This is a genomic window from Yersinia sp. SCPM-O-B-9106 (C-191) (assembly GCF_026183365.1).
Lineage (GTDB): Bacteria > Pseudomonadota > Gammaproteobacteria > Enterobacterales > Enterobacteriaceae > Yersinia > Yersinia rochesterensis.
Window position 1 is genome coordinate 2,801,208 of record NZ_CP110791.1, and the last position, 23,337, is coordinate 2,824,544.

Genomic DNA, 23,337 nt, shown 5'->3' on the forward strand with positions numbered 1-23,337 from the left:
TATTTAGCGCCGATGAGCTAATGACCGAACCCACCTATCACCCAGACTTTGTACGCCTTGCACTAAAATAACTAATATCACTAACGTTGCGACCATCACTTCATTATTAAATCGCTGATAACCATAACGAATAGCCAAGTCTCCCAAACCACCGCCGCCAATAACACCGGCCATGGATGAGAACCCCACCAGCATCACCACGGTTAATGTCACCCCGGCTAATAAAGCGGGCAAAGCTTCCGGCAATAACACTTTTTGGATTACATGCCACGCGGACCCTCCCATAGATAAAATGGCCTCAATCCGCCCTTTATCAACTTCATCCAACGCCGTTTCGACCACTCGAGCAAAAAATGGAATGGCCCCCAAAGTGATAGGCACGATGGCTGCGGTGCTGCCTAATGTAGTGCCGATAATCCAACGAGTAATAGGAATGAGCGCAATAAGCAATACCACAAAAGGCATTGAGCGCCCCAGATTCACAATGGCACCGACCAATGTATTCACGCGGGGAGCCGGTAGCACCCCATTAGGGCGCGAAACAAATAATAAGACCCCCAATGGCAAGCCAATCAATACCGTGAAAAAGGTGGCCACCACCACCATATAAATGGTTTCACCGGTCGCATTGACCACCAACTCCAACAGATCCTGCCAACTCATGCCGCTTTTCATATCAGTTCAGCCCTCACACCACGCTCATTCAGGAATTGTAAGACTTCCGTTAAATTCAACCCGCCGTCTGGGTGGCTGAAATCAACTTGCAAGCGCCCGACCCGCTGGCCGCCGATGGATTCGACCCCACCTCCCAGTAGGGTGACTCCGACCGCATGAAGCTGGGCTAATTCACTGAGTACCGGCGAGGCCGATAGCGTATCAAAGAATGTCAGCTCCGCCACCGGAGTCCCGGATAATGATGCTGGGCCGCGCGCAGGCAGCAATGCCCGCCCTAAACGGGAATGAGGAGAAGACAGTAAATCCGCGATCGCGCCGGTTTCGACTACCCGCCCACGTTCCAATAAGGCGGCGGTATTGCAGATAGATTTCACTACATCCAACTCATGGGTAATCAACACGATGGTTAACCCCAATTGGCGATTGATATCACTGAGCAACGCCAATATCGAGGCAGTGGTTTCTGGGTCCAATGCACTGGTGGCTTCATCCGATAATAAATAGGCCGGTTTGGCCGCCAGCGCTCGGGCGATCCCAACCCGCTGTTTTTGCCCGCCCGATAATTGCGAGGGAAAAGCCTGGGCTTTATCCGTTAATCCGACTAAATCCAGTAACTCCGCCACACGCTTTTGCCGTTGAACTTTCGGAATGCCCTTAATTTCCAGCCCAACAGCAATGTTGTCCCAGACATTACGTGAATGAAGTAAGTGGAAATTCTGGAAAATCATGCCGATATTCTGCCGTTGCAGACGTAATTCGCGATCAGAAAGGGTGGTTAACTCGCGGCCATCCACTTGAATACGGCCCGAAGTGGGCCGTTCCAGTAAATTTAAGCAGCGGATTAAGGTACTTTTACCCGCCCCGCTGCGGCCAATAATACCGAACACCGAGCCGGTTGGGATCTCCAGCGAGACCTCCTCCAGAGCCACCATCGGCAGCCCCCCTTGTACATAGGTTTTACTCAGGCGTTCGATGCTAATCATGATTTAATGCCTGCCACTGGAATAACGGAACCGGCATATTTTTCAGTAATAAACTTCGCCACTTCCGGTGACTGTAAATCTTTCGCTAATTGTTTGATGCGCGGGTCATTTTCCAACGCGGGTGTGGTCACCAGAATATTCGCATAAGGGTTACCAGCCGCTTTCTCCAGCCCCAATGCATCTTTTGCCGGGTTTAACCCTGCTTCCAGTGCATAGTTACCATTAATCACAGCTAAATCAACATCATCCAGTGAGCGAGGGATCTGCGGTGATTCAATCTCCAGGATTTTCAGATTTTTGGGATTACTGGCGATATCCTTAGGCGTGGCCTGATGCTTAGCCGGGTCAGTAAAGCCCGGCTTTAAGGTAATCAAGCCCTGATCTTGCAATAAATAGAGCGCACGGCTGAGGTTAGTCACATTATTTGGCACCGCGACGGTGCCTTTATCCGGCACATCAGCAAAGGTTTTATGTTTATGAGAATAGACGCCCAGTGGCTCAACATGCACGGTAGCCGCTACAGCAAACTTCTGCCCTAGCGCTTGCTCTTGAGAGCGCAGATAAGGGACATGCTGGAAGTAATTAGCATCGACATCACCGTGCGCTAACAGCTCATTGGAATTTACGCCATTGGGGATCTCAATGATTTTCAGATCCAACGATGGGTCAAGTTTTTGCACAAATTGCAGAATTTCTGCATGCGGTACCGGATCAGCCGCGACCCGCAGTGCCTCAGCAGCTTGCGCTGATAAAGTAAAAGTGGAGGCCAGAGCGGTCAATACTGCGGCGCGAACCAAGCCAGAAATGCGTGTTTTAGTCATGATAACCATCCCAAAAATAAGTTTTTATAATTAATATTAATAAGCTGTACTAGCTTCTGCTGATAGTGCGACCACTTCTGGATAAAATTGCTGCGCGACATCCGGGTGAGAGCGCAAACGCCCTTTGAGATAATTCAATCCGACATCACGGAACAGCGGATTATGCGGGTCACTCGCCGGGCCACGGGCCTCTGCCGCCAATTCTGCAGTTAACGGGTACAACGGAACGACTGCGTCTAAACGCGCGCCGAGGAAAAAGGCGATAGACAAGCGGTCAGCGCCCGCCGGTGGGGTTTCGACCCGATGCACCGTGGCACGCAAATAGCCATTACTGGCCAGCTCCAGCAGTTCACCAATATTGACCACAAAAGTGTCCGGTCGTGGCGCTGCATCAATCCAACGTCCCTCTTCTACCTCAACCTGCAAACCGCGTTGCTGGTCTTGCAATAAGAAACTGAGGAAACCGGAGTCTTTGTGCGCCCCGACCCCCTGCCCGCTTTGAGTCGTCTCTCGCCCCGGATAGCGAATCAGTTTGATATGTTCATTGGGTTTATCGCCATACAGCTCGTCAAAGGCGTTTTCATCCAAATTCAATGCCACAGCAAAAGCGCGCAATAAGCGCAATGCCATGCCGGTCATTTCGCGCTGCCATTGCAATAAGGCCGGTTTTAATTCAGGTAGAGCTTCCGGCCACTGATTTGGGCCTTGCAACCGCGCCCAGCTTGGCGTGTCAGAAGTTTGAGGTAATGGCGCGCGCTCAGCGCCGATATCGAACTGTTCGCGCCAATCTGGCTGGCCGCGAGTGAGTTCTGAGGCCGCACGGTTGTAGCCGCGAAAATGTGGTGAGCGCACCATAGCAACCGCCAGTTTCTCTTCATCAGGCAGAGCAAAAAACTCACGTGAAAGAGTTTGGATTTGCTGTAATAACGCGGGGTCAACCCCATGTCCGGTAAGATAAAAGAACCCAATATCTCGAGCGGCATGGCGCAGATCGGCTAAAAATACCTGACGTTCAGCTTCACTGCCATTGAGCAATGAGAGATCCAATAAAGGTAAGATATCGGCATTAACGGGTAACTGACTGCTTAAGTTTTGGTGACTCATTTTTCACTCCAGGATGTTCAATCGGCTGTTTTTTTTGTTCAGAACCAATGAAAACGGGACAACCATACAAACGAATAATCAGCATATTCAGCTCCTGAGCTGTGGGGTGAAAGCAGGCAGTCGACAACACTCTCTCTATGGCCTTAAATACCCGTCATACATCAAGTTGCATGTGCGTTGGTTGCTTTCTGCAGTTCAAATTATTTAGGGCTGTTAGCGCCATTAAAAAACTTTTTAAGAGCGTTCTCGACTAGATACTTAACAATCTATATCCAAACGATATAAATAATTAACACCGAAATTCAGCCGCACACCAATATCAATCCGTTCTATGTTATTTCTTTCATTATTTTGTCTTATTTAATCGCTAGGCTGATTCGCTTTCCTATTTGGGTGGAAAGTATTAGCTTAACGACTGATATCCGTTATTTCGGTGGGGAATTGCCCGATGTCCAGCACTCGCACTGTTAAGTTTCACTTCAATCGATTTGCCGACCTGGGGGTGGCTTAATGGATTTAGCCCTGTTTGATCTTGATGAGACGCTGATAAGCGATGACAGTTCTGGCCTATGGATGCGCTGGCTGGTGGATGAGGGACTTGCGTCCCATGAACTGGCAGAACAAGAACAGTATTTAATGAAACAGTATTATCAGGGGAATTTGTCGATGTCCTGCTATATGGAATCGACCTTATCGCCCTTGGTTGGAAAACATACGGTGGAAGTAGCGGGTTGGGTTGAGCGTTTTATCGCGCGCGATATTTTGCCGCGTATTTATCCTCAAGCCAGGAAACTGTTGGCCTGGCACCGTGACAGAGGGGATTACATTGTCATTATTTCAGCCACCGGTGAGCATTTAGTTAACCCCATTGCACAGTGTTTTTCGGCTAATGCAGCATTGGCCATCGGCGTTGCGGTGGAAGATAACCGCTATACCGGCAAGACCTATGGCACCCTGACTTACCGCGAGGGTAAAGTCGAGCGGCTAAAACAGTGGCTAACGGAATCGCCCCAGTTAGACTTTCAACGCACCTATGGTTACAGTGATTCAATCAATGACAAACCGTTATTGGAATATGTTGATCGCGCCGCAGTGATCAATCCAGGTACTGAATTGGTGGACTTAGCAATTTTACATGATTGGGATATCCATCATTGGCAACGACGTTAAACATGACCGGAGTTTAATATGCTGACAATCTGGGGTCGGAATAATTCGACCAATGTCAAAAAAGTGCTTTGGTGTCTGGAAGAGTTGGGGCTTAGTTATGAGCGAATAGATGCCGGTGGACAATATGGTCAGTTAAATGATCCGTTATATCGCTCAATGAATCCCAATGGCCTGATCCCTTGCTTGCAAGATGATGATTTTATCCTGTGGGAGTCCAACACTATTGTGCGCTATCTGGCGGCACAATATGGCGCAAATACGCTTTACCTACCGGATGCAAAACAGCGGGCTGCCGCTGAAAAATGGATGGATTGGGCGACATTCAGTATTGCGGCGCCGTTTAAGAGTGTATTTATTGGGTTGGTGCGCACTGCGCCGGAATTGCAGGATAAAGCCCAAATTGCTCATGGTATTGTGCAATGGAATACGTTAATGGCGATTGCCGATGAAGCCCTGAGCAAACAAAGCTATCTTTCGGGCGATAAATTCGGCCTCGGTGATATTCCATTAGGCTGTTTGGCGTATGCCTGGTTCAATTTGTCGATTGAGCGCCCACAATTACCACACTTACAGCGTTGGTATCAAAACCTGACCGAAAGAGCAGCATTTCAGAAAGTCATTGATATTGGCCTGAGCTAATTAGATAAGGGGAGCGACATTGGCTCCCGCTCCCCTGCGGCTTCAAGTACAAAACCTATCTCCACAGCAATTGGAGTCGCAGGTAGGCAGCCAGCGAACGCATCCCGATGAGCTTATTTAGGCAATGCCAACAACCAGTAAGTGATTCGGATAAGTGAACGCCGCTAATCCCCTGCGGCTTCAAGTGCAGAACCTATCTCCAAAGCAATTGGAGTAGCAGGTAGGCAGCCAGCGAACGCATCCCGATGAGCTTATTTAGGCAATGCCAACAACCAGTAAGTGATTCGGATAAGTGAACGCCGCTAATCCCCTGCGGCTTCAAGTACAAAACCTATCTCCACAGCAATTGGAGTCGCAGGTAGGCAGCCAGCGAACGCATCCCGATGAGCTTACTCAAGTAAGTGATTCGGGTAAGTGAACGCCGCTAACACCCCTGCGGCTTCAAGTGCGAAGGAGATTAGAAATCGTAGCTGGCACCCACCATATAACGGCGGCCATCCAGAACTTTATCATTCACTTCGATATCTACGCGTTTATCCAGCACGTTATAGACACCCCCCATCAGACGGACTTCTTTCGTCAGCTTATAGTTAGCGCCTATATCAACAAAGGTATATGACGGTGTGGTTTTTCCCATACTGGTGCGGCTAAGGTATTCCGAGGTTTTACCGCGGTAGTTAGCCCGGATCCAGGTTGCCAGCTCTTCATTGGCTTGCCAGTTCAAGGTGCCGTTTAACATGTGTTTTGGCATTTGGTTCAATGGTTGACCGGAGAACTGCCCGCTCTTTTGCTCAGATTGAGTAAAAGTATAGTTTGAGGTCAGTGACCAGTCTTTGTTGATATCCCAACCAAATGTTGCTTCTACACCGCGTGTGATGGCTTTATCCACGTTGGTGCGGTCACTGATAAACTTGTAAGGAGTGCCATTGATAGTGCATTGGCCTGACGCATTGCCGGTGGTATCCGTACAGCGGCGCACTTCAGTGATTTTATCTTTAAAATCAGTGTTAAACAGTGTCACGCCGGCATTCATACCTTCCTGGTCGTCCCAGAGAATGCCAATTTCCTGGCTGATACTTCTTTCGGGTTTCAGGTTAGCATTACCGACAATAATGGCCGGATCGCCTTTCCCGCCGGTGATTTGCCCCCAATTATCAGTGGCCTGGCGTAAATCCGGTGAACGATAACCACCGGATACCCCACCTTTTAATGTCCATTGCTCAGCTAAATGCCAAACACCGTACATCCGTGGCGTCCAGTGAGTGCCATAGTTTTCGTCCTGATCCATCCGAATACCACCGGTCAGGGCGAAATCATTGGTCATTTGCCATTCGTCTTCAGCAAATAATGCCCAACTCCAGCGCGTTAATTTGGTGAGATCTTTAGCTGAAGCTAACTGATTACCTTCATCAGATAACTCTTCATAGCGATATTGACCACCAAGAATTAACGTGTGGCTATCAAACAGGAAAGAGGTTTGGCTATTAAAGACATTATCGACGCTTTTCATTTGGCGTGATGGATTACGAGTTTCGTCGCGTTGAACATAACTGGTTGAATTACCAAAGTCATAATAACCGTGGTGAGTCATCGCATAATTATTACGGTCATATTGTACGTCACTGCTTTTACCATTTAGTGGCACGGTGCGCCCGGCAGTGATATTTCTATCTTGTACATAATGGCCAATATCAAAATCAAATTCGTTTTTATCATCCGGTGTTAGGGTAAATGTCGCAGCCCCATTTCTGAGGCGCTGCTCATTATAGCCATCGATAATTTTATCTTCGCTACGATGAGATAGCAGGCCGCTGACTTTTAATCCTAATAAGCCATCAATTAATGGGCCAGAGGCATAGGCGTTGGTTTGATAAATATCGCCGGAATTAGAATCTTCCTGCAAGGTGGCATCTGCACGCACGGTGCCGTGCCATTCTTTACCCACTTTACGCGTAATAACGTTAATGACCCCGCCCATGGCGTCCGAACCATATAAAGAGGACATTGGGCCGCGCACCACTTCAATACGCTCAATAGCCGCCAGCGGAGGTAACCAACCCTGCTCAATACCCGAGCCATCGCTATTTGGCCGCGTGCCACGAGTATCAACCCGTTTACCATCTACCAAAATTAAGGTGTATTTCGCCGACATTCCACGAATACTGATATCACTGTGACTACCGCCGCCAGTGACAACCACCCCCGGCACATCTTTCAGCGCGTCGGTAATATCGGTATAGGCTTTATTCTCAATTTGTTCGCGGGTCACAACAGAAATAGACGCCGCCGAGTCTTGAATGCGTTGTTGGAAGCCTGTTGCTGTTACCACCATAGTATCTGTTGTGGGGGTATTAGTTTCAGCAGCAGATGCCTGAGATGAGATAATTGTTGCTATAACTAAGGCCGCAGAATGCGATTTTTTGAAAGTCATTATTCTTTCTCCATGAGATATAAACTTATTCAGTTCCTTGTCCATCAGGTTATTTTTCCTGTAGCGATGCCGCCTGACGGGCAGGTGATAAATATTATTTTTATAAAAAACCGGCAATAGCTCACCAACGCAGAAATAGCGCTTCCAACGATCTCTGCTTATGCCGCAGCAGAGGACATGTCCAAGGTAAAGGGGCTGGCCAGCGGATTATTCAGGATGGTTTGCATCTCCGCACCCACAAGCCCGAGTGACAAACCAATCACCACCGTCATCAGGGCATAAGGTAAACGAATATCCCAGACGATAACCCGAGTCCCTGCATCTGCACTGGTCGGGTCAATTAGCATCTGCCACAGGGACGACAGTGTCAGGCCCGATGGCCCCATAGTGAAGTCCAGCAACAAGCCGCCGAAAATAGCTAACACCAGCACGCCCATGATTAGCAGGCGGTGGCTCTTATAACGCCCCATAACACTGGCATCTGCCTGGCTAGAGGTTTTTGTCATGGGTTCAGTGGATACACTCATTTATTTCAGCGGCTGATTTTTAATATGGCGCTAACAATAAAGCAAACGATAATAATTATCAATATGATTGCTATAAGTGTTTTGATGTTAATTTTTGTAAATGCTTATTTTATAAAATTATTTAGTCAATGCGGGGGAGTTATTCATGATATCTCACGGGGAATGAAGCGAAGTCAGCGAAATTATTTGCTTAGTATTGTTTAAATAATCATCAACCCATCATCCTAAAAAAGGGCGATAATGTTATCGCCCTTTCATCTAGTGCATCATGTTGTTAGTCGGAAATCAGCACCGGTTTTTTAGGTTCCTGAGAGTCATGACTTTCATCACGCCATTTCGGGTATTCCATATCTTGGTATTTTATAACCTTGGTACCACGGCTCAGCTTATAGCCGAACCAAATCACCAGGAATAATGGAATGCCAATATAGGTGGCGGTTACGCCATACCAATCAATACGGTCTTGCAGGAATGCCTGATAGTTCTGACCCAAAGTAATGATCAAACACAGCACAAAGGCAAAGATTGGCCCCAGCGGGAAGAAACCCGACTGATACGGCAAATCGTTCAAATCGCGGCCCTGCATCATATAACCACGGCGGAAACGATAATGACTGATAGCAATCCCCAACCAAGCAATAAAGCCAGTCATACCGGAGGTATTCAGCAACCACAGATAAACAGTTTGGTTGCCAAACATGGAGCTTAAGAAGCACAAGCCCGCAACTACGGTGGTTGCATACAGCGCATTACGCGGCACACCGCCCTTAGATAATTTAGCAAAAATGCGTGGCGCTTTGCCCTCTGAGGCCAAGGTAAACAGCATGCGGGTTGAGGCGTACATCCCCGAGTTACCCGCTGATAATACCGCCGTCAGAATAACCGCATTCATTACCGCCGCCGCCGACAGCAGGCCTGCATTCTGGAATACCAAGGTGAACGGGCTGACGCTGATATCTTTGACATCATTACGCAACAGACTTGGGTCGGTATACGGAATAATCAAACTGATAATCAGGATAGCGAAGATATAAAACAGCAGAATACGCCAAAAAACCTTACGCACCGCACGTGGGATATTTTTGGCCGGATCTTTTGACTCACCGGCCGCGATGCCAATCAGTTCAGTCCCCTGGAAGGAGAACCCGACAATCATCGCCACACCAATCATCGCCGAGAAGCCACCAGCAAACGGCGCATCGCCGATAGTCCAGTTGTGCCAACCCGCAGTCTCGCCGCCTTTCATGATGCCGCTAATCATCATTATACCAATAATGATGAAGATAATAACTGTGGTCACTTTAATCAGTGAGAACCAGTATTCCGCTTCACCAAAGCCTTTGACTGAGATGTAGTTCAGTAAAAACATCAAGGCAAGGAACAGCGCACTCCAGATCCAGCCGGGCGCATCTGGGAACCAGTAATTCATCACTAATTGTGCCGCGACCAGGTCAACGGCGATAGTCACCGCCCAGTTGTACCAGTAGTTCCAGCCAAGGGCGAAGCCGAAGCCTTCCTCAACATATTTTGAACCGTAAGTCGAAAATGAACCCGATACCGGCATAAATGCCGCCAGCTCACCGAGGCTGGTCATCAAGAAATAAACCATCAGGCCAATCAATGCATAGGAGAGCAATGCTCCACCTGGGCCTGCCTGGGATACCGTCGCCCCTGAGGCCACAAATAAACCGGTACCAATAGAACCACCGATAGCAATCATGGCTAGATGCCGTGATTTAAGCTCTCGGCGTAAGCGCTGTGCACCCTGCTGCGCGGGGATTTTAGTCTGTGGCTGAGTCATTCTTACCCTAATCCGCCCTTAAAAATGAGGCGGGATTGTAACAAATCCCATCGCCTGTGTGAGGAACAATGCGCTGATATAAGATACCTTCATGATCCCGGCTGAATTATTAGCAAAAGCTCAATTATCAGAATAAATACATTCCCACGGGGTATTCTTGCCGTAACAACCCATTGTAGTGGTGTAAAACACTTAAAATCCTATGTCCCATACCGCGAATTCGCTTTGATAAAATCCAACGGCTCAAGGCTCTTCTTGGCAATAACTTAGAAAACGTTGCAAAGCATTTGAGATGTGTTTTTGCCGATGATGAATCAGATATAACGTCCTAATCAGTGGCGGCAAAGGAATATTAAGTTCAATCAATTCACCGCTGGCAAGTTGATCGGCAATCACGCGCCGTGACAAGCAACTGATTCCTATGCCATAACGCACCGCCCGCTTAATGGCTTCAGAATGCCCCAGTTCCATGACCAATTTAAAATGCGGCAATTTTGCCAGCAATAAATGGTCGAGAACTTCACGCGTACCCGAACCTCGCTCGCGTAAGATCCACGCGGCATCAGCCAGCTCCTCTAACGTCAGCATTTTATGGCATAACGGGTTATCGGGCGCGGCAAACACCACTAATTCATCGTGCAGCCAAGCTTGTGTCAACAATTCTGGCATATGACACGGCCCTTCAATCAGGCCCAGATCGCCGCGAAAATCAGCCACAGCTTCAATCACATCCTGACTGTTACCAATATTCAACTCCAGCGGTGTTCCTGGGAAATCACGCCGATATTTGGCAATCATACCCGGCAACATATAGTTGCCGATGGTGCTACTGGCGGCGATGCGCAATGCGCCTAAATCCTGCAAGAAAAGTTGTTCAATTTCTAGAGTTTGATCAAGAAGTGATAGTGCTTTGGGGTAAAGTAGCCGCCCATGCTCATTCGTAACTAAACGCTTACCGACCCTATCAAAAAGTTGTACCCCTAATTGCCCTTCCAAATCCGCCAACGCGGCGCTGACTGCCGATTGTGAAAGTGCGAGCACAACCGAGGCTTGTGTCGTAGAGCCGCTTTTTAGCACCTCAGTAAAGACTTCAAGTTGACGTAAGGTTATGTGCATAAGAGTCTCTGTAATAAAAAATGGAGGTCGCTATCATCACTCTGATTGTCAGTGACTGGATGATAAGAATTGGCACTGGCCCAAAGTCATTTTGACACAAAGAGTATATACCCCCGATTACCCTACAAGACTAACACTTCTGAGTAAAATTCGACGATCATCAAGAATGAATTTAAGCAGTAAAACACTATTTATTATCATCGACATGAAAGAAAATACGATAAATAATCGCGCTAACCGCACAAAAAATAACATTAAAAATCAACCATATAATTAATAGATAGCTGAATGTATGAGATAATGGAATACCACGTTCGCTCTTAAACGGATTAAAATTAGGTAGCGGTGTAATATGGAAAGGATTCAAGTTATATAACTTGAAAAAGTAAGCAATTAAATAAGGTGGTGCGACACAGTAAACCATAGCAGCTATTATCAAAATTACCCATAGCGACTTTTCAGATTTGACCTTTTTTTTCATATTAATATTCTACGCCACTGTTATTATTGATAATGATGTTATTGTTTGTCTTGGGTCAATTCCTACAGGTCATTACTCACAATCAATTTAAAAGGATTTATTATGATAGAGATAATTATTAGGCACAATAAACTTCTTCTACTGACAGCATGTATATCTGCTCACGCACATTCAAACACATTATATTCACAACAACAATTAGTTCAAACTAATATTGTTAGAATAGATAAAACAAAAACTATTTTTCCTATACATAATTATCCGCAAGATGCAGAAAAATGGATACCCCAAAATAAGAGTTATCACACTGTTTTTATGAGTCCTGAACAGCAAAATATGGCTTTTAAGGCTTTGATGAATCATTACTTTGGGCAAAACAGCGGCGACCCATCGCCATGGAACAAAAACTATATCAGTACCATTCTGAGCAACACGGGGGCCGTAACAGAAAAACTGTCAAAATATATTTCTCAGTTTACAGATTCAGATGCCCGTTACTACGGCGAAAACTTCCTCCGGCTCGACTCTGGATGGAAAGAACGGATGCTACACTTGGCCTCCATAATTATAACCGAAAAATATCACCGCACTTCGCGCGGTATTATTTTAAAAGAAACAGCCGTCAGATTACTGCCAACAACCCACCCTGCATTTGATAATCCCAGTCAGGGATATCCATTTGATATGCTACAGGACTCCTCCCTTCATCCCGGCGAACCCATCTATATTGCGGGTATCACTCAGGATAAATCATGGAGTTTTGTTATTTCTCCATCAAAAATAGGCTGGGTTGAAAGCTCAGATATTGCTTATGTCGATGATGTTTTTATCCAAAACTGGGTAACAATGGCGAAAAAAAGTCTTGGTGCAGTGATAAATGACCATGCCAGCTTCGAGGATAAACAAGGTGTCTTCAGATTTACTGCACGAACCGGGACACTTCTCCCCTTGGCAACATTAAAAGGCGAAAGGGTCGTGGCAATACCGGTAAAAAATATACAGGGGAATGCCCATATTCACTATGCCAAGTTACCTGAAAAAATCATGCATCAGGCCCCTGTTCCCCCAACCCCCGAAAATATGTCAATGCTAATAAAAAATATGCAGGGTAAAAATTATGGTTGGGGAAATATCTATGATTTTAATGACTGCTCTTCAGAAATAAGGAACCTCATGCTGCCTTTTGGCATTTATCTTCCCAGAGACGCACAACAGCAATCTTTAAGTAGGAAATCCGTCGATCTGAGCCATTACTCGACCAAGGAACGCATAGAATACCTTATGGCGCATGGTAAGCCATTGACTACTCTGATTTATATCGGCGGCCATGTGATGCTCTATATTGGAAATGCAGATTGGAAAGGTCAGATGGTACCTATCACCTATCAAAATTTGTGGGGTTTAAGGCCAGCAAACTCTTCAAATCGTAGTATTATTGGGAAGTCGGTTTTCTTTCCCTTGCTATCCCGTTATCCGGAAGATCCGAAACTGGAATCTCTTGCGGGGAAATCTGTATTTATCATGACGTGGCTTAATTAAATAGAGAACAATAATTAAGCCAATAAATTTCACACTTTAAATATAGAGATATATTTCATTTTCTGAGGAACTCATTATTAATATAATTAATTCACTACTCATTTTTTTGATTATTTCCGGCATTCCCCTTGCAGCCCATGCCTGCGTAATAAACGGGAAGCTTGGCTCTCCCTATGAGTGTGCAGTAGCATGCACATTATGGCCATCAGGGAATATTGATGAGGATTGTATGACCAGCGTCATAGTGGTGCCACAGGATCACAGCTCTTTGTAGTCTTTTAGCGAGCTATTCAGTCCACATCTTAAAAATAAACATTGAATGATTAATAATACCTGCGGTTATACCGATATTTATCGCTAATCAACACAAGTAATAGCTCATTGAATCTTAAACTTTATAGACTTACACTTTTCGCGATGTGATAAACCATTTCATACGTTCAGATAAATATCATTAACAAGGTTAGCATTTAGATATTATGTCTGTTTTTCACATCTGAAATATATGGATGCATTTCACTTATGAGGTATTTCTTATGAATAATAGTCTTAAATATATATTACTTACCTTAACTTTTTCAGCAACCCCACTGTTCGCTAATGCTTGCGAAATTGCGGGAGGGTCTGAAGAGGAATGCATGGAGGCCTGCTTACAGCCAGAAATAACTGACTATACCGCTTGCATGCTAGGCACTCCAGCACCTACCGGGCAGACTGATCAGTCCGCCACTCAATAGTAGTATTATTAGGCATACCTCTTTGTGTATGCCTACATCACTCACAGCACTCTCCTCCGACATCTCTTTTGGTTCACAAATACACCCATTACCACTTATATCGATTGATTATAAATATATAATGAATTTATCTATTATGACTAAAATCGGTAAACTAGCGCCAATCTTTACAGGACACAGGACATCAACATGGCGACTTCTCATATTAAAGAACTCTCCCGACCACAGCTGCCAGCTTTGTTTCGCTATATTCCGGGCTTGGTATTGACTGGTGTGATTACCGGGTTAGCACTCAAAGTGGGTGACATGCCGTGGTTTATTGACATGGGTCTTGGGGCACTGACCCTGGCGATTTTATTCGGTATCCTGGTGGGCAATACTTTGTACCCTTGGGTACAGCCGGTCTGCTCTGACGGGGTGGTGCTCGCCAAACAACATTTACTGCGGCTGGGCATCATTTTGTACGGCTTCCGACTGACTTTTCAACAAGTGGCGGATGTTGGTGCCACCGGCATGATTATTGACCTGCTAACTCTCGGCTCTACCTTTATATTGGCCTGCTGGCTAGGGAAACGCGTGTTTGGTTTGGACCAGCAAACCGTGATGTTAATTGGTGCCGGTAGCAGTATTTGTGGGGCGGCAGCCATTATGGCAACCGAACCGGTGCTGAAAGCGGACGCCAGCAAAGTGGCGGTGGCCGTCGCCACAGTGGTGATTTTCGGGACATTAGCGATTTTTGTTTACCCATGGCTATACCAGCTAAACCTGCATTACCAATGGCTGCCGTTTAGTCAGGAAACCTTTGGTATCTTTGCCGGTTCAACTATTCATGAAGTGGCACAGGTGGTAGCCGCCGGGCATGCTATTGGCCCTGATGCTGAAAATGCCGCCGTCATTACCAAAATGATCCGGGTCATGATGCTGGCACCGTTCTTGCTGCTGCTGTCGGCTTATTTGGGCCGCAATAGTATGAAAACCCACGGTGAAAAACGTGAGAAAAGTGCCATTACCATTCCGTGGTTTGCGGTGATATTTATTCTGATGGCCGGGTTTAACTCACTGAATTTGCTGCCCGCAGCATGGGTTAGCCACTTGATTACACTGGATACCATTTTGTTAGCAATGGCGATGGCAGCTCTGGGGCTAACCACCCATGTGGGTTCTATTCGTCAGGCGGGGGTCAAACCGCTGTTACTGGCACTGTTGCTGTTTGTCTGGTTGCTGGTCGGCGGCACTGGCATCAACTTACTGGTGCAGCATATTGCGGCGTAAAGTCGCTATCCCAGCTAGCTAATGATGGTTTAAGGGCTGCATCGGCGGCCCTTTTTTGTGCCACAGTTTATCTCATTCAATCGCGCCGCTATCAATGCCATAATGGGCCGGATATCAAAGGAGAATGGAATGAAATTTGTCGGTGCACATGTCAGCGCAGCAGGGGGTGTAGACCAGGCTGTGATTCGAGCGCATGAACTTGAGGCCACTGCCTTTGCCTTGTTTACCAAGAATCAACGTCAATGGCGCGCCGCGCCGCTGGCGGAAGATGTGATTGAAAAATTTAAGCAAGCTTGTGAACAATATGGCTATACCTCAGCCCAGATTTTACCTCACGATAGCTACCTGATTAACCTCGGTCATCCGGTGGCCGAGGCGCTGGAGAAATCCCGCGAAGCCTTTATTGATGAAATGCTGCGCTGCCAGCAACTGGGGCTGTCATTACTGAACTTCCACCCCGGCAGCCATTTACTGCAAATTGATGAAGATAAATGTCTGGCCCGCATCGCCGAATCCATCAATATCGCACTAAATGCCTCTGAGGGTGTGACTGCGGTGATTGAAAATACCGCCGGTCAGGGCAGCAATCTGGGCTTCAAATTTGAACATTTGGCCGCCATCATTGATGGAGTGGAAGATAAGAGTCGCGTGGGTGTTTGTATTGATACCTGCCATGCTTTCGCCGCCGGTTATGATTTGCGCACCGAAGCAGATTGTGAGCATACTTTCAGTCAGCTCGGCGAGATTGTCGGTTTCGAGTATTTGCGCGGTATGCATCTTAATGATGCCAAAAGTGAATTTAACAGCCGTGTCGATCGCCACCACAGCTTAGGTGAAGGAAACATCGGCAAAACCGTGTTCAGCTATATTATGCGCGATCCGCGCTTTGATAATATTCCGCTGATTCTGGAAACAGTGAATCCCGATATCTGGGCTGAAGAGATAGCCTGGCTGAAATCACAGGCGCAATAGATATAAAAAAACCGGCACTTGGAGGCCGGTTTTTCTTATTAGCAGCTTAACTGATATTCACTGAATTATTACGCGACTTTCGCCACCACAGCATCAGGGCGTTTTAGCATCGCGTACAGGCCACCGGCTAAGACGGTACCAGCAATTATTGCCACCAAATACAGCAGCACCGGATGAATTGCCCCTGGGATCAACAACACGAACAGACCGCCGTGTGGTGCCATCAGTTGCGCGCCGAAGGCCATCGACAGAGCACCCGTTAATGCGCCACCGGCAATACAGCACGGCAACACGCGCATTGGGTCACGGGCCGCAAACGGAATCGCCCCTTCAGAGATAAAGCACAAGCCCAATACCAACGCGGCTTTGCCCCCTTCCTGCTCACCTTTGTCAAATTTATGACGCGCCAGCAATGTTGCCAGCCCCATTGCCAGCGGTGGAACCATCCCCGCAGCCATAATAGCCGCCATCGGGGCATAAACTGACGAACTCAACAGCGCAACACCAAAGGCGTAAGCCGCTTTGTTCACCGGCCCGCCCATATCGGTACACATCATGGCACCGAGGATAGCCCCCAACAGCACCGCATTTGCTGTGCCCATGGATTGCAGCCAATTAGTCAGGCCAGTCATGATTTGTGCGACCGGTGTACCGACCACATAAATCATCACCAAACCGACAATCAAACTGGCCACTAGTGGGATAATCAATATCGGCTTCAGCGCTTCCATACTCTGCGGCAAACGCAGTTTGGTGCTGATGGCTTTGGCGACATAACCGGCCAGGAAACCAGCAATAATACCGCCGAGGAAGCCCGCACCGGTGCTAACCGCCAACATACCGCCAATCAAACCCGGTGTCAGACCGGGACGGTCAGCAATCGAGAAGGCGATGAAACCCGCCAATACCGGCACCATCAGGGCGAATGCAGAACCGCCACCGATTTGCATCAAGGCCGCAGCCAATGTGCCTTTGACTTCAAATGCTTTAATCCCGAACACAAACGAGAGCGCGATACACAAACCGCCGGCGACCACCATTGGCAACATGTAAGACACACCGGTCAACAGATGGCGATAAGGGCCGCCGGTTTCTGTTTTTTTGCTGCCGGTGCTGCTGCCGGTTTTTGGCTGATAAACTTCCGCTTCCACCAGCGCTTTGTCCAGTTCCTGCGCAGTTTTCTTCAGTGCCAAGCCGGTGCTGGTGCGGTACATCGGTTTGCCAGCAAACTTATCCAAATCCACTTCAATGTCAGCAGCCACAATCACCAAATCGGCCGCAGCGACCTCTTCCGGCGTGATGGTATTACCCGCACCGACAGAACCGCGAGTTTCTACTTTTACCCACCAGCCGCGTTTTTTCGCTTCACTTTCAATGGCTTCTGCCGCCATAAAAGTGTGCGCTACGCCAGTCGGGCAGGCGGTAATCGCCACAATACGTTTTGGGCCAGTTGCTGCTGGTGCTGCGCTGACCACAGCTTGATAAGGTGTAGCCTGTGTTATGGCCTGCGCCAGGAAACCCTCTGGGTCACGCACCGCTTTTTCCACATCACCGACATACACTTTTTTGCCATTCAGCGCACTGTCTGCCGGGACTGATTGCCCGGCCACAATCACCAGTTCGGCATCTGCGGCTTGCTCAACCCAGCTCAAACCGGCTTTTGCCGCCGCTGCACCCAGCATCAGTGACGCAAGGTGGCCTCTGGCCTGCCCGAGCGAACTGTCTATTATTAGTAGCGTTTTCATTTCGCCTCCGGAAATCAATTAAAAGGTTTCAAATCGACTTTTGCCATCATGGCGGCCAATTGCGGGCGATCCGTAATACCCACATTGCTTTGACTGACGGCCAAAGCAGCGACTGCGGTTGCCAAGCGCAAGGTATGCTCGCTGGACTCACGCATTAATAATCCATAAATCAGACCGCCGACCATAGAGTCACCAGCACCGACAGTGCTGACCACTTCGCAAGCCGGGGGTTTTGCCAACCAGGCACCGGAGGCATTAACCCACAGCGCACCTTCCGCGCCGAGCGAAATCACTACATGGGCAATCCCTTGGTCGCGCAGTGCGTGTGCGGCTTCTACTACATCACCCAGCTCAGGTAATGGGCGACCGGCCCAGATTTCCAGCTCACGGCGGTTGGGTTTCACCAACCACGGCGAAGCTTTCAGACCTGCAACCAAGGCTTCGCGGCTGCTGTCGAAAATAATGCATGGGCACTGGGAGCGCAGACGCTTCATCCAGTCGGTAAAGTCATCGGGATTCACCCCCGCTGGCAAACTGCCGCTGACCGCCACCATGTCGAATTGTCCCAACCAGCTCAATGAGTCGGTGACGAAACGGTCCCAATCGGGTTTAGTGACCTCAAAACCGGAGAAGTTAAAGTCAGTCACTTCGCCATCTTTTTCGGTCAGTTTGACATTAATGCGGGTACGCCCTGGCACCACCTGAAAACGGTTGGCGATACCCAGTTCGCTGAACAACAGTTGGAAGCCATCTTGGTTATCTTTACCAAGGAAACCGCCAACCGTGACATCAATACCTAAGTCTTTCAGTACCTTGGCAACATTAATACCTTTGCCCGCAGCATGCAGGCCGGCTGTTTTTACCAGGTTAACTTCACCGCGCTCAATCTCTGGGCAAAAGCCCACCAAATCGTAAGCCGGGTTTAGTGTGATTGTTGCGACTCTTCTGCTCATGCTGCCCCCTCGCCCAAACCGGCGGAGATGGCGGCACCAATGGCGTCCAGCGCAGCCTGTGCATCTTCACCGCTCGCGGTAAAGCGCAGGCGATTTCCTTTTTTAACCCCTAAAGCCACAACTTTCATTAGACTACGTCCATTAGCGGGTTTACCGGTGCCGTCCAGATTTGTTACGGTGATTTCACTGGTAAACTGTTTGATTGTATTGACTAAAATCGTCCCTGGGCGCGCATGTAATCCATGTTCATTGCGGATAACAAACTCTGCGCTTAATACTTCATTTTGCTCGACATATTTACTGGTCAGCAATGCCAACAGTGCAGCGGCATCAGCGTTCAGCAACGCGTCAGCTTTTTTCGCCAGCAGTAAGTCACTGAGATAATTCAACATTGAGAGCGGCTGGTTATTATTAGCGACTGACAATGTCAGCAATAGGGCAACTTTCTCCCCATTATGCTCAAAAGCAGTTACCGGGCGACTGATTGCCGCAGCACTGACCAAATTACCTTCGGTGCTGTCACTCAGCCAGATCCCCTGCCCCAGATTCAGCGGCTCGCGGGTAATCACATCACTGACAAAATGCGTATCAACAGCGCCGATTTGCTGTAAACGGCCTGCATTCAGTGCTTGCAGCGTGATCAAATTGTCAGCCGCAACATCAAGCGCGATAAGTGAGGTGTCAAAATGGAATTCAGCAGCTTTTTGCTCGCCCATCAGCAAACTGCGTAACTCTTCAGCTGAAGTGGTTTTTGCTAGCTGTGCGGCAACCTCATCATCACTTAACACGTGCGTCAATTGGCGTAATAATGCCAGATGTTCATCAGAGCGGGCTGCAATGCCGATAACAATATAAGCGGTTTGATCTTCACCCCAGGCAATACCCTGCGGGAATTGGAAAACCTGTACGCCTGTGTTCAGCACCAAGTCGCGGGTATCAGTGGTACCATGTGGGATGGCAATGCCATTACCCAAATAGGTCGAGGTCTGCTGCTCGCGGGCTAGCATCCCATCAAGGTAGCCAGCAGCAACATTGCCAGCTTGAGTCAGGGCGGCGGCTACCTGAGTGATAGCCTCGTTTTTGCTGCCTGCTTGTGCAGCCAGATGGATATCTTTCGTCGATAACTGGAACATTATGTCTCCTCTCTTGCTGAATTGAATCGTTTCAGCTTTCATGAGAAAAAGGAGCGTTACCCTTTATCATTTGGTGACGAGATAACGCTGAAACGTTTCAATGAGTGTGTTTCCGACTCAGAATATATGCAAGTTTTCTGCTTTTATTCTTGATGAATTTTTGACACTCCGCACATTTTCGTCTTGAACAAGTTTCTGTCAGCAGCAAAATAGCCCACTTTGCTGATAGTTGCTGACACTCATATCAAAGGAGCTAAACAATGTCTGTCGTTGTCGGTGTTGGCGTTATTATCGTCAATCAACATGGTGAAATTCTGTTGGGGAAACGCAGCAGTCAGCATGCGCCTTACTGGTCCATTCCCGGCGGTCACATGGAGGTTGGCGAGTCTTTTGAGCAAGCCGCTCAACGAGAAATTCTCGAAGAAACAGCTTTAAATATCAATGAGATGAAAGTTATCGGCTTGTGTAACAACCTGGCGACCTGGCGTGAGGAGGGTAAACATACCGTTTCGGTTTGTTTGCTAGCACAGCATCCCGGTGGGGAACCTGAGCTGAAAGAGCCAGATAAATGTCAGCAATGGGTGTGGTGCAATCCGCGCGAATTACCCGAGCCTCATTTTGAAGCCAGTCGCCATGCGGTTGATTTGTGGTTGAATCAGCAGTTTTACGCCGTTTTCAACTAAAAAATAGCGCTACATAAGATATTATATGACCAGCGATTTCAGCTGTCACTGAACACGGCGCACCCTATCAACCGCCTGCATTCGCAATTGGATAACACGCCACTGCGCGAAAAATATGCAGTGGCGGATCGCGAAGTCATCCTATATAAGCCCACAAGATGCCAGTGCGCCCTGGTGTGGTGCGGATAAGCGAAGGGGCATGGTTTGATCCCGCCGAGCCGTCTGTGCCGGTTTCGATTTGTAAGAACGGTAATATTAATTGCCTGACTTTTGATATCGGCTCATCCAGTTTGGCACAGGGCCATTGCGGGCAAATGGCACAGCTTGAGATTGAAAAATACACGGGGCTGGTGCTGAAGAATACCGCCCATGCAGTTCCGCCCTTTTTCACCCGCTAAGGTGCAGTCTCCACTTCCAACTGAATCAAATACACTAAAGCCTGTTCGCGGGTATCAAAACACATCTCCCGCAATGCTTGCAGACTAGCACACACCGCCGGGCGAGATGGAGAATGGAAAATACCGCAGCGCATATTGTCATCTAAATGCAAGCAACGGGTATTGGCGGGCTTGCCGAATGGCATGCCGGGGATCGGGCTGGAAATCGAAGGAGCAATACAGCAAGCACCGCAATCTGAGCGACAGTCCATCAGCAAGCTCCTGTAGGCTGGTGGCATAACAGCGGACAATAGCAACCAGCCCAATGAACTACCAGCACTATCCTTGATCAACAGCCCAATAGCAGACCCAGCACACTGCTTCAGCTTTTAACCTCATTATTTTCAGTTTATTTTTTAACCTAAAAAAACCTCATTTGTGCGATATTCAATCACAACCCAATGCCAGATCAAAACGAATCACTGACCAGACTATCCACATGAGCATATTCATCTGTTTACAGTTTCACTATCACCGCGTACCATTAAGCTAGTACAAAAGAACCGTTAACTATATTATATATTCTCAAGGTAATTGGTGTTGCAGGTAGGCAGCCAGTGAACTCATCCCGATGAGCTTATAAAAGTAAGTGATTCGGCTGACAAATCTGCCGGAAGCAGATTTGAACGCTGCTAGCAGCTGCCTCGTAGAGGCGAGGCCCACGGATGACCGAGTAACGAGTGCAGCGAACACCCCAGCAACCTCAAGTACGACGAGAATTTGGAGAAAAATTAAATGTCGATGGATATATCCCAACCACTATCACGCCCTTCCGTCCTCGGCGGCGCAATGATTGTCGCCGGTACCGCAGTGGGCGCGGGGATGTTTTCAATCCCAATCGTGACGGCGGGTGTGTGGTTCAGCGGCTCAGTCATGCTGCTGATTTATACTTGGGCATGCATGCTAATTTCCGGCTTGATGATTCTGGAAGCTAACCTGAACTACCCTACTGGGGCCAGTTTCCATACCATGGTGCAAGACTTGCTAGGCAAAGTCTGGAGCGCCATTAATGGCGTATCTATCACTTTTGTTCTCTATATTCTGACCTACGCCTATATCTCAGCTGGCGGCTCAATCATTACCCATACACTGCAAAATACTGTGGGCATTGGTCAGACCGGAGCGGGCTTTATCTTTGCGGTGTTAGTGGCATTTATTGTCTGGTTATCGACCCGCGCAGTAGACCGCTTAAGTACCATATTGATAGGCGGCATGGTTATCACGTTTGTCATGTCCGTCGGTGATATGTTTAGCCATGTGGAAAGCGCGGTTCTGTTCAATCAGGCGGATAGCAATGCACATTATTTACCTTATGCGCTGGCGGCCCTGCCCTACTTACTGACCTCCTTCGGCTACCACGGTAATGTGCCGGGGCTGGTGAAGTATTACCATAAAGACGGCAAATCAGTGGTGCGCAGTTTGCTATGCGGCACCTTGATAGCATTGGTCATTTACATCCTGTGGCAGTATGCCATTCAGGGCAATATTGCCCGGGATGCATTCAAACAAGTTATTGCTGACGGCGGTAACATAGGCAGCCTGCTGAAACAGATGGATACCGTCTCTGCCAGTCAAGCCACCAGCCAACTGTTGAATGCTTTCTCTTATATGGCATTGGCCAGCTCATTCCTCGGCGTCTCTCTTGGGCTGTTCGATTACATCGCTGATTTCTTTAAATTCGCTGATGACCGCGGTGGGCGTACCAAATCAGCGCTAATCACTTTTGTTCCGCCGACTATCGGAGCGCTATTGTTCCCAAATGGCTTTATCTACGCCATTGGTTTTGCTGGTTTAGCTGCGACCATTTGGGCTGTGATTGTTCCCGCATTGATGGCGCGCGCTAGCCGTAAACGCTTCCCACAAGCAAGTTATCGGGCACCGGGCGGGCGTTTTATGATTGGTTTTATTATCTTGTTTGGTCTGATCAATGCAGTGGCACATATTGCTGCATTATTGGGCCTATTACCGGTGTATGCATAAGGTCGATTTTATACCCGTCATACTTCAAGCTGCATATGTGTTGGCTGCTTTCGTTCACCCGAATCATTGACTCACGTCAACTCATCGGGATTCACTCACTTGCCGCCTTCCTGCAACTCGAATTATTTTGGGTATATA

The 23,337-nt window shown here is 48.0% G+C and carries 18 protein-coding genes and 2 pseudogenes; 8 read left to right on the forward strand and 12 right to left on the reverse strand.

The window, feature by feature from the left end; translation table 11 throughout:
* Nucleotides 1–3: 3 nt before the first annotated feature.
* From OP863_RS12890 to OP863_RS12905, 4 genes are read right to left on the reverse strand one after another with little or no spacing between them, the layout of a single operon-like run.
* Nucleotides 4–675, reverse strand: a complete 672-nt coding sequence (locus OP863_RS12890; protein WP_038631992.1) for a methionine ABC transporter permease — start codon at nucleotides 673–675, stop codon at nucleotides 4–6.
* Nucleotides 672–1,658 carry a methionine ABC transporter ATP-binding protein gene (locus OP863_RS12895; RefSeq protein WP_038631990.1) on the reverse strand — a complete coding sequence of 329 codons (987 nt, stop codon included), beginning with the start codon at nucleotides 1,656–1,658 and terminating at the stop codon, nucleotides 672–674. The genes OP863_RS12890 and OP863_RS12895 overlap by 4 nt, the downstream gene beginning before the upstream one ends.
* On the reverse strand, nucleotides 1,655–2,479 hold the full coding sequence (locus tag OP863_RS12900; RefSeq protein ID WP_145588666.1) for a MetQ/NlpA family ABC transporter substrate-binding protein: 825 nt from the start codon (nucleotides 2,477–2,479) through the stop codon (nucleotides 1,655–1,657). The genes OP863_RS12895 and OP863_RS12900 overlap by 4 nt, the downstream gene beginning before the upstream one ends.
* Nucleotides 2,480–2,515: 36 nt before the next feature.
* Nucleotides 2,516–3,583 carry an isopenicillin N synthase family dioxygenase gene (locus OP863_RS12905; RefSeq protein WP_186378159.1) on the reverse strand — a complete coding sequence of 356 codons (1,068 nt, stop codon included), beginning with the start codon at nucleotides 3,581–3,583 and terminating at the stop codon, nucleotides 2,516–2,518.
* 510 nt (nucleotides 3,584–4,093) lie between these two features.
* Between OP863_RS12905 and OP863_RS12910 the strand changes: the two genes are divergently transcribed.
* Nucleotides 4,094–4,753, forward strand: a complete 660-nt coding sequence (locus tag OP863_RS12910) for an HAD family hydrolase (RefSeq protein WP_038631984.1) — start codon at nucleotides 4,094–4,096, stop codon at nucleotides 4,751–4,753.
* Between the two features lie 18 nt (nucleotides 4,754–4,771).
* On the forward strand, nucleotides 4,772–5,392 hold the full coding sequence (locus OP863_RS12915) for a glutathione S-transferase family protein (RefSeq protein WP_265525379.1): 621 nt from the start codon (nucleotides 4,772–4,774) through the stop codon (nucleotides 5,390–5,392).
* Nucleotides 5,393–5,849: 457 nt separating this feature from the next.
* On the opposite strand, the gene OP863_RS12920 is transcribed toward OP863_RS12915, so the two are convergent.
* The 4 genes and pseudogenes from OP863_RS12920 to yieE form a co-directional block, all read right to left on the reverse strand.
* The gene (locus OP863_RS12920; RefSeq protein ID WP_145540848.1) at nucleotides 5,850–7,823 is read right to left on the reverse strand and encodes a ligand-gated channel protein; all 1,974 of its coding nucleotides are present in this window, start codon (nucleotides 7,821–7,823) and stop codon (nucleotides 5,850–5,852) included.
* A 161-nt stretch (nucleotides 7,824–7,984) separates the two neighbouring features.
* Nucleotides 7,985–8,350 (reverse strand): annotated as a pseudogene (locus OP863_RS12925) (iron chelate uptake ABC transporter family permease subunit); the annotation flags it as partial.
* A 274-nt stretch (nucleotides 8,351–8,624) separates the two neighbouring features.
* A complete protein-coding gene (locus OP863_RS12930) occupies nucleotides 8,625–10,151 on the reverse strand; it encodes an amino acid permease (RefSeq protein ID WP_038631981.1) in 1,527 nt (508 codons plus the stop codon).
* 243 nt (nucleotides 10,152–10,394) lie between these two features.
* Complete coding sequence (gene yieE, locus OP863_RS12935; protein WP_050291309.1) at nucleotides 10,395–11,267, reverse strand: DNA-binding transcriptional regulator YeiE; 873 nt, start codon at nucleotides 11,265–11,267, stop codon at nucleotides 10,395–10,397.
* A gap of 583 nt (nucleotides 11,268–11,850) precedes the next feature.
* Here yieE and OP863_RS12940 point away from each other — a divergent pair.
* The 3 genes from OP863_RS12940 to nfo all read left to right on the forward strand — a co-directional run bounded on the left by OP863_RS12940 (nucleotide 11,851) and on the right by nfo (nucleotide 16,268).
* Nucleotides 11,851–13,287, forward strand: coding sequence for an SH3 domain-containing C40 family peptidase (locus OP863_RS12940; protein WP_265525380.1), 1,437 nt, complete (start codon nucleotides 11,851–11,853; stop codon nucleotides 13,285–13,287).
* 926 nt (nucleotides 13,288–14,213) lie between these two features.
* Complete coding sequence (locus tag OP863_RS12945; RefSeq protein ID WP_145540675.1) at nucleotides 14,214–15,296, forward strand: YeiH family protein; 1,083 nt, start codon at nucleotides 14,214–14,216, stop codon at nucleotides 15,294–15,296.
* 129 nt (nucleotides 15,297–15,425) lie between these two features.
* A complete protein-coding gene (nfo, locus tag OP863_RS12950; RefSeq protein WP_038631969.1) occupies nucleotides 15,426–16,268 on the forward strand; it encodes a deoxyribonuclease IV in 843 nt (280 codons plus the stop codon).
* A 68-nt stretch (nucleotides 16,269–16,336) separates the two neighbouring features.
* On the opposite strand, the gene fruA is transcribed toward nfo, so the two are convergent.
* From fruA to fruB, 3 genes are read right to left on the reverse strand one after another with little or no spacing between them, the layout of a single operon-like run.
* Entirely contained in the window at nucleotides 16,337–18,013 is a 1,677-nt protein-coding gene (fruA, locus tag OP863_RS12955; RefSeq protein ID WP_038631968.1) for a PTS fructose transporter subunit IIBC, read from the reverse strand.
* A gap of 14 nt (nucleotides 18,014–18,027) precedes the next feature.
* Complete coding sequence (fruK, locus tag OP863_RS12960; protein ID WP_005171387.1) at nucleotides 18,028–18,966, reverse strand: 1-phosphofructokinase; 939 nt, start codon at nucleotides 18,964–18,966, stop codon at nucleotides 18,028–18,030.
* Entirely contained in the window at nucleotides 18,963–20,099 is a 1,137-nt protein-coding gene (gene fruB / locus OP863_RS12965; protein ID WP_038631965.1) for a fused PTS fructose transporter subunit IIA/HPr protein, read from the reverse strand. Before fruB ends, fruK begins: the two co-directional genes overlap by 4 nt.
* A gap of 260 nt (nucleotides 20,100–20,359) precedes the next feature.
* On the opposite strand from fruB, the gene OP863_RS12970 reads away from it, so the two are divergent.
* Together OP863_RS12970 and OP863_RS12975 are read left to right on the forward strand one after the other, a co-directional pair.
* The gene (locus OP863_RS12970; protein ID WP_038631963.1) at nucleotides 20,360–20,782 is read left to right on the forward strand and encodes a nucleotide triphosphate diphosphatase NUDT15; all 423 of its coding nucleotides are present in this window, start codon (nucleotides 20,360–20,362) and stop codon (nucleotides 20,780–20,782) included.
* A 30-nt stretch (nucleotides 20,783–20,812) separates the two neighbouring features.
* Nucleotides 20,813–21,180: pseudogene (locus OP863_RS12975) on the forward strand (trimethylamine-N-oxide reductase TorA); the annotation flags it as partial.
* Here the strand turns inward: OP863_RS12975 and OP863_RS12980 are convergent.
* The gene (locus OP863_RS12980) at nucleotides 21,177–21,431 is read right to left on the reverse strand and encodes a YkgJ family cysteine cluster protein (RefSeq protein WP_038631961.1); all 255 of its coding nucleotides are present in this window, start codon (nucleotides 21,429–21,431) and stop codon (nucleotides 21,177–21,179) included. The pseudogene OP863_RS12975 and the gene OP863_RS12980 sit on opposite strands and share 4 nt — an antisense overlap.
* A gap of 523 nt (nucleotides 21,432–21,954) precedes the next feature.
* Between OP863_RS12980 and mtr the strand changes: the two genes are divergently transcribed.
* Complete coding sequence (gene mtr / locus OP863_RS12985) at nucleotides 21,955–23,199, forward strand: tryptophan permease (RefSeq protein ID WP_038631959.1); 1,245 nt, start codon at nucleotides 21,955–21,957, stop codon at nucleotides 23,197–23,199.
* Nucleotides 23,200–23,337 lie beyond the last annotated feature (138 nt).